We start from the raw sequence: 7945 nt of genomic DNA on the forward strand, positions 1-7945 counted from the left end.
GGCTCGTGGTATACTAAATAAAAGCCGTATGAGTTAAAGGAGAATTTAGATGAGGAATGTAATTATAGTTGGGGATGGTGGTCATAGTAAGGTTGTTCGTGAGTGTCTGGAGCAACAAGGCGTTTACACTATTACTGGTATCCTAGATAATAAATATACAAGTTACGAGGAGAAAGGTGGACAATTCCATGCTCCGTTCAGCGATTTTGAGCAGTTTAAAAATGAGGAGACGCTTTGGTTTATTGCGATTGGTGATAATAAAGCAAGGGCAGAGGTTGCTGCAAAGTTAGGCGATGTCTCCTATGCAACGATTATTCATCCAACAGCGATTGTTTCCAAAACAGCGATGATAGAGCCAGGTAGCATTATTATGCCGTTAGCGGTGATTCAACCAGATAGCGTTATTGGATCACACACCATTATTAATACAGGTGCGATTATTGAGCATGATGTCATTATTTCAGAAGCCGCGCACGTTTCGCCAAGAGCAACCGTAACTGGTGGTGTCAAAATTGGTGCTAGAGTACACGTTGGGGCATCGGCGGTTGTGAATCCAGGATTGCACCTTGGGGATTATTCGATTATTGGCGCCGGGGCAGTTGTTGTTGGGGATACTGAGCCTGGAGGTACGTATGTGGGAGTGCCGGCGAGGAAGTTGGAGAAGCAACCGTAAGCTATCCTCTTTATAGCGTGGCAATCCTGTTTGTGGGAACGCTTCGATATTCGATGTATCATTATTTTCAGATCCAGCTTTGTTGTGGCTCTTATGAAGCATTATTTGCCGAGTTAGAGCCTCAATATGCAGTTGAATGCAATGAAACTGCCTTCTGCTTAGCCAGCCTCTCGGAAATTTCGGTGCCTCCGCAAAAGCCAAAAGAGGGTTTTCACTGCGCCCCCTAACAATTTCTGTCGAGGCTAACGGCAGACTAATAATAATTTTGTAGTAGTTCAAAGTGTACCAATCATATACGCGGGAACGCTCCGATATTCGACGTATCATCGCTTCCCGATCCAGCTTCAACGGCCAACTCCTCGAAAACTTCACGCCCTCCATAAAAAGCAAGAACGGCTTTTTACTACGGTCGCTCCAGTTTTTTTCGGAGCTGAACGGGCCGTTTCAGCTTTTCGTCAGATCCAGCTTCAAAAGCCAGCCTCTCGGAAATTTCGGTGCCTCCGCAAAAACCAAAAGAGGGTTTTCACTACGCCCCCTAACAATTTCTGTCGAGGCTAACGGGCTTTTTCAGCTTTTCATCCTTGACTTCCATGTAAGCGTTCTATATACTGTAGTTAGTTGCTAGAGAATTGAGATAAGCGACTCCTTATTTGTAGGAGTGCGCTTTTTTTGTGCTCTAAATACAGAAAATTTTACCATTTTATTTAAAATTGCAGATTGGAAGGGGTTATTTAGAGATGGTTTTATCACGTGAGGAAGTTAGGGAAGCAATGGCGAAATTGGTCGGTGCGGAGAATTTGGTGACAGATGAGAAGACGCTACAGCATAGTAGTATTGACCGCTATCGTAAATATGAGGATATTTCGGGTGTTTTCACACAACTGATTCCTGCAGCTATTGTAAAAGCACGTCATACGGATGATATCGCGAAAGTGTTACAGTTTTGTAATGAGAATGGGGTCAATTGTATTCCGCGGACAGGGAATTCGGCGCTTGAAAGCATGTTAGAATCTGTGAAGCCGAACCATATTGTATTGGATGGGTCCGGGCTAAATAAGGTGATTAAGATTGATGAATATAATATGCAAGTGACGTGCGAGGCTGGCGTTGTATTGGAAGATATCGAGAACCAGTTGCGAGCGAGGGGATTGACAACGGGGCACTCACCGCAATCCAAACCACTGGCTCAAATGGGCGGTTTGGTTGCAACGCGTAGTACAGGGCAATTCTCAACGCTTTATGGTGGAATTGAAGATATGATTGTTGGTCTTGAAGCTGTGTTTCCAAATGGCGAAGTGACACGTATTAAAAATGTACCGAGACGCGCGGCGGGACCTGATATTCGCCATGTTGTTGTCGGGAATGAAGGCGCACTTTGTTACATTACAGAAGTGACTGTGAAAATTTTTAAATATCAACCAGAAAACCACCGTTTTTATGGCTATACGCTGGATGATATGGAAGTCGGATTTAAGATTTTACGTGAGGTGATGGTTGCGGGTTATAAGCCATCGATTGCGAGATTGTATGATGTGGCGGACGCGGCGGGGCATTTCTCACATTTCCAAAAGGATAAATGTGTGCTGATTTTCATGGCGGAAGGACCTGCGGGAATCACAGCGGCAACGGGAGCTGGAATTGAGGAAATCGTTGCGAAATATAAGCAATGTGAACAAGTTGAAAGCCAACTCATTTCGGATTGGTTCGATAATTTGAACTGGTTCCCTGAGCAAGTGGCAGAGGAGCGCGAGGAGATTGTCGCTACGAAAAATATGGGATTCACGACAGAAATTGCTGCAAATTGGGATAAAATAAACGCAATATACGAGTCGGCTTGTGCGCGTGTGAAAGCAGAAGTGCCTGATGTGACTTGGGTTGGCGGGCATTCATCGCATAGTTATATGAACGGGACAAATCTTTATTTTGTATATTATTATGATTTGAATTGTGAGCCTACAGAGGAAATTCACAAGTACCATAATCCGATTAACAAAATTATTGTGGAAGAGTCGTTGAAACACGGCGGAACAATGGTGCATCATCACGGCGTTGGTAAAGCGCGTGCTCCGTGGATTAAAGATGAGTACGGTTCATCATTCTATATTCTGAAAACGTTGAAGCAAGCGTTTGATCCGAATAATGTGATGAATGCAGGAAATATAATCCCGCTTGAGTTCTTAGATTAAAGCAGTGTAAGATAGTGTATTGGGCTATGAATGTGGCCCGATACACTATTGAAGATGGGGGATTTTAAAATGAGAGAGAATATGTTGGATTTGCTAGCAGATAACCCGATTATTGCGGCGATTAAAGATGAAACAGGGCTTGAAAAAGTGGTGCAGTCAAACTGTCATCTTGTATTTATTTTGTACGGAAATATTTGTAACATTGGTCAAATTGTAGCGCAGGTTAAGGCGGCTGGTAAAGTTGCTTTTGTGGATATTGATTTGGTGGAAGGTACGTCAAATCGCGAAATTGTTGTCGAGTTTATGCGGAAAAATACGGAGGCGGACGGGATTATTAGTTCGAAACCGGCGATTGTGCGCGCGGCAAAAATGAAAGGCTTTTACACGATTCATCGCTTTTTCTTGATTGATTCGATGTCATATCACAATTTGCCGAAACAGGTGGCAGCGTCAAAAACAGATTGTGTCGAGATTTTGCCAGGTTGTATGCCAAAAGTGCTCGGTTGGGTGCAAGATGCGATTAGTCAACCGATTGTTGCGAGTGGTTTGGTTTGTGATAAGGAAGATGTGTTGATGGCGCTAAAAGCTGGTGCTGTAGCGATTTCGTCAACAAGTCCGGACGTATGGGACAACATTTAATTTAAAAAAAGTGCATAGTGAAGAAAAGGACGTTTTAACCAAATAATGTAAGCGGTTTCGGATATGAAGGGGGCTAACTATGAAGAAGGCAAAATACAGTCGTTGGTTTATTATCGCAATTATTGGAATGACGGGCGGCATGAGTTTTGAGTTGCCGTATTTGAAATATAATTATCAAGTTCCGATGGAGTCGTTGATGGGGCTTAGTGCCACGCAGGTCGGGTTTATTATGAGTGTTTATGGAACTGCAGCAATGGTGTTGTATGCGCCGAGTGGGGTTATTGCGGATAAATTTTCGCATAAAAAATTGATTACATTTTCGATGCTGATTACAGGGGGCTTGGCGTTTGTCATGGCGCTTTATCCACCGTATTGGATGTTGTTGGTGATTCAAGTATTGTTGGCGATTACGACGGTTTTGTTTATGTGGTCGGCGACGGTGAAGGCTGTTGCAATCTTAGGAACGGCGGATGAGCAAGGAAGTTTACTCGGTTTTGCGGAAGGGATGCGTGGGTTTGGAGCGCTTGTGACGGCATTTTTGACGTTATGGATGTTTCAGCTTTTTGGCGCAGACACGAACCCGAATAGTTTAAAAGCGGTGATGGTGACGTACGGGATTTTTTATATTGTGTTCGGGATTTTATGCTGGTTTGTTGTGCCAGAAGAGACGAAAGCGGCACGTGCAGCTTTACCAAAATCGGAAAAGTTAACGGTGAAGGATATACTGATTGTCTTGAAAAAACGGACGACTTGGTATTGTAGCTTGATTATTATGGGTGTTTATACGATTTTTGCAGTGCTGAGTTATACGACGAGTTACTTAATTGATATTTTTGCGATGCCGGTTGTAATGGCGACGTTTATCGGGATGATTCGGAATCAAGTTTTCCGGACGATTAGTGGACCAGTGGGAGCGCTTGTGTCGGCTAAGACGCGGCTGAAATCGCCAACGAAGATCATTTTTATTAGTGCGATTGTGACGTTTGTTGGGCTGATTTGCCTGATTGTTATTCCAGCTAGTGCGAGTATTATTTTTGTGATGATTGGGCTAGTTTTATTGTTGGCTTTCTTTAATTATGTGTCACGCGGGATGTATTTTGCGACGATTGGGGAGGCTGGGACTCCGAGTTCGACGATGGGGACGACGATTGGTGTAGCATCTTTGATAGGCTTTTTACCAGATGTGTTTATTTACCCGTTGATTGGATATTGGCAAGACACGCTTGAGGCAACGCAGGCTTATCGAAACATGTGGATTTTAGGATTAGTCGCAACGGCGATGGCGCTCGTTTTCTGTATGTTGTTGATGCGTGATATTAAACATAAAAAACAAGCTGTAATGGCTTCGATAGAGACACTTTGAGGAGGAAAATAAGATGAATATACAAGATTTTGAAATGGACTTCTTTTCGTTAAAAGGTAAAAATGCAATTGTGACAGGTGGGAATTCAGGATTGGGGCAGGCTTTTGCACTGGCACTGGCGAAGGCTGGAGCGAATCTATTTATTCCGAGTATTGTCGCAGATGACGGCACGACAGAGCGGTTAATTAATGAAGCAGGCGGGAAAATGGTGTTTGTGCAGGCGGATATTACGAAGAATGGTGTCGCGAAGCAGATTATCGATGGATGTGTGGAGGCGCTTGGATCTGTGGATATTTTAGTGAATTCAGCGGGGATTTGTAAAATTGCGGAAGTGCAGGATTTTGGGCGGGAGCAGTGGGATCCGATGATTCAGCTGAATTTGACGGCGGCTTTTGAACTAAGCTATGAGGCTTCGAAACGAATGATTCCGCAACGGAGCGGGAAAATTATTAACATTTGTTCGCTGTTTTCGTTCCTAGGTGGGCAGTGGTCTCCGGCGTATGCGGCGACGAAACATGGGATTGCGGGTTTGACGAAGGCGTATTGTGATGAATTAGCGCAGTATAATATTCAGGTGAACGGGATTGCGCCGGGGTATTATGCAACGGAAATCACAACGGCGACGCGGAGCAATCCTGAAACGAATCAGCGAGTGTTGGATCATATTCCAGCTAACCGTTGGGGCGAGACGCAGGATTTGATGGGAACAACGGTGTTCTTAGCAAGCCGTGCTTCGGATTATGTGAATGGACATCTGCTCGTTGTGGATGGTGGTTATTTGGTACGCTAAGGCTAATTTGACAGAAAAGAAGGTTTGGATGCAGATGAGGAATAAATATATTATTGGGATTGATGGTGGTTCGCAGAGCTCGAAAGTCGTTATTTTTGATTTGGAGGGCACGATTGTTTCAGAAGGAAAATGCGAATTGCAGCCGATGTATTTGGCGGAGAATGGTGTTGTGGAGCATCCGGATGATGATTTATGGGATTCGCTTGTTGTGGCAAGTCAAGCAGCAATGGATAATTTCCCGGGAAATAAAGCGGATATTATCGGATTGGGACTGTGCACGATTCGGTTTTGCCGGGCGTTGTTGAAAGCGGATGGAAGTTTGGCGTCTCCGGTGATGAGCTGGATGGATGCGAGGGTATCGAAGCCTTATGCGCATGAGTTTGATGATGTGGCGTATGTGACAACGACCTCAGGATACGTGACGCAACGTTTGACGGGTAAGTTTGTGGATACGGCGGCGAATTATCAGGGGCAGTGGCCGATTGATACGGATACGTGGGCTTGGAGCGATGATGCTGCTGTGATGAAGCAGTTTGGGATTCCACGTGAGATGCTGTTTGATTTGCAGATGCCAGGCTCGATTTTGGGAACTGTAACGGAAGACGCAGCTACTAAACTTGGGATTCCTATGGGGATTCCGGTGGTTGCGACTGCGAATGATAAGGCGGTAGAAGCGCTTGGATCGGGGCTGTTGGCAGAAAATACGGCAATGATTTCGCTTGGAACGTATATCGCGGCGATGATTCCCGGGCACGATAATCCAAAGGACACGAAGGCGTTTTGGACGAATTTTGCATCAACACCACGGCAATATCTTTATGAAAGCAACGGGATACGACGCGGTATGTGGACAGTGAGTTGGTTTAAGGAGCTTTTGGGTGACGATATCATGTTAAAAGCACACCAAGATGGGCATTCGGTTGAAGAATTTTTAAATCGGGAAGCGCAACATATTCCGGCGGGTTCGGAAGGCCTGATGACGGTTCTTGACTGGCTAGCACCAAGCGATGCCCCGTACCGAAAAGGAATGATGATTGGTTTTGATGCAAGGCATACACGAGCGCATATCTATCGTTCTATTTTAGAAGCGATTGCAATGACCATGAAAAACCGTGTGGATGAAATGTGCGAGGAACTTGGCATCTCGCTCGAAAAATTGATTATATCAGGAGGAGGATCCAACAGCGCTTTATTGATGCAAATTTTCGCTGATGTTTTTGGAATTAAAACGATGCGAAATCAAGTAAATGGTTCTGCTAGCTTAGGCGCAGCAATCTGTGTGGCCACGGCTCTGAACCTGTATCCAGATTACGAAACGGCAGTCCAGAAAATGGTGCGTACAGGCAGTACATTCGAATCGGATACAACAAACTTTGCATTATATAGTAGAATAAATCAGGAAGTATACAAAGATATTGCACAAAGTACTGACGGCTTACTAAAAAAAGCCGATTTAATTTTTCAATAAAATAAGCAAGCGGAGCCATCGATATCATCGCTCTCCGCTTGCTTATTTTTACACTTTCCTCGCTTCAATAATTTCGCCTAATTGACTGAAATCTCGCTTTGTTGGCGGTACATGCCAAACTAATACCTTTATTTTGGAGGGTAATTCGACATGTGAGTCGCTAATAATTAAGTCATATTGCGGCATATGTTCTTTTGGATCGAGCTCTTCACAAAAAATGAGATATTCCTCCGAGTAATGTTGGCGAATCTGTCCTTTCAGATATTCTTCCCACAAAAAACCACTTTTTGAAATAACTTTCACATGTAAGCGCCGCGTGAACAATTCATTCATAAGAGAAACATTAAATAAATCGTGTAAATAGGTTGAAATCACTTTTTTATTATCACGAACGAAAAGGTAGTCGGGATGGCGCTCATATTTTTGAAGTTTTTGCATAATCATCTCCATTGTAATCACGTCAGGATAGAATTTTTTAGAGAAATGATCCACATCTAAAATAAGATTTGTCTTTTTCACAAATGTGAAGCGAGTTAAATAGTCTAGGATAGCTAACTTTATTGTATCGTATTCCTGTATACGACCATCTAGCAAAGTGAGAATGTCCTCAGCTAAGGCGAAGCGCTGTTTTCTGAATTTTTTATGATAATCAATGCGAAATTTTATTCGATCAAGACTGATATCCGTGAACGAGCATAAGAAACTAATATTTAGAATAGTATACCGCTCGATTAAGCTCATAGGTTCGTCTAAAAAAGCATCTAAATCATTAAAATCAATGTTTTCAGCATGATAGTACTTATAAATATCATCAATGGTGCTTTTT

7 protein-coding genes are annotated in these 7945 nt (G+C 43.5%); 6 read left to right on the plus strand and 1 reads right to left on the minus strand.

Features of this window, described 5'->3' with window-relative positions:
* Positions 1 to 49: 49 nt before the first annotated feature.
* From R8925_RS08845 to R8925_RS08870, 6 genes are all read left to right on the plus strand, one after another.
* Positions 50 to 673, plus strand: coding sequence for an acetyltransferase (locus R8925_RS08845; protein ID WP_430535529.1), 624 nt, complete (start codon positions 50 to 52; stop codon positions 671 to 673).
* Between the two features lie 737 nt (positions 674 to 1410).
* Entirely contained in the window at positions 1411 to 2859 is a 1449-nt protein-coding gene (locus R8925_RS08850) for an FAD-binding oxidoreductase (protein WP_430535530.1), read from the plus strand.
* Between the two features lie 69 nt (positions 2860 to 2928).
* Positions 2929 to 3498, plus strand: a complete 570-nt coding sequence (locus R8925_RS08855) for a glycerol-3-phosphate responsive antiterminator (RefSeq protein ID WP_430535531.1) — start codon at positions 2929 to 2931, stop codon at positions 3496 to 3498.
* A gap of 79 nt (positions 3499 to 3577) precedes the next feature.
* Positions 3578 to 4861 carry an MFS transporter gene (locus R8925_RS08860; protein ID WP_430535532.1) on the plus strand — a complete coding sequence of 428 codons (1284 nt, stop codon included), beginning with the start codon at positions 3578 to 3580 and terminating at the stop codon, positions 4859 to 4861.
* A 13-nt stretch (positions 4862 to 4874) separates the two neighbouring features.
* Positions 4875 to 5651, plus strand: coding sequence for an SDR family NAD(P)-dependent oxidoreductase (locus R8925_RS08865; RefSeq protein WP_430535533.1), 777 nt, complete (start codon positions 4875 to 4877; stop codon positions 5649 to 5651).
* Positions 5652 to 5685: 34 nt separating this feature from the next.
* Positions 5686 to 7119, plus strand: coding sequence for an FGGY-family carbohydrate kinase (locus R8925_RS08870; RefSeq protein WP_430535534.1), 1434 nt, complete (start codon positions 5686 to 5688; stop codon positions 7117 to 7119).
* 48 nt (positions 7120 to 7167) lie between these two features.
* Here the strand turns inward: R8925_RS08870 and R8925_RS08875 are convergent.
* A partial coding sequence (locus tag R8925_RS08875; RefSeq protein WP_430535535.1) for a hypothetical protein occupies positions 7168 to 7945 on the minus strand: 778 nt, incomplete at its 5' end.

The organism is Listeria rocourtiae subsp. hofi (assembly GCF_963575615.1).
GTDB lineage: Bacteria > Bacillota > Bacilli > Lactobacillales > Listeriaceae > Listeria_A > Listeria_A hofi.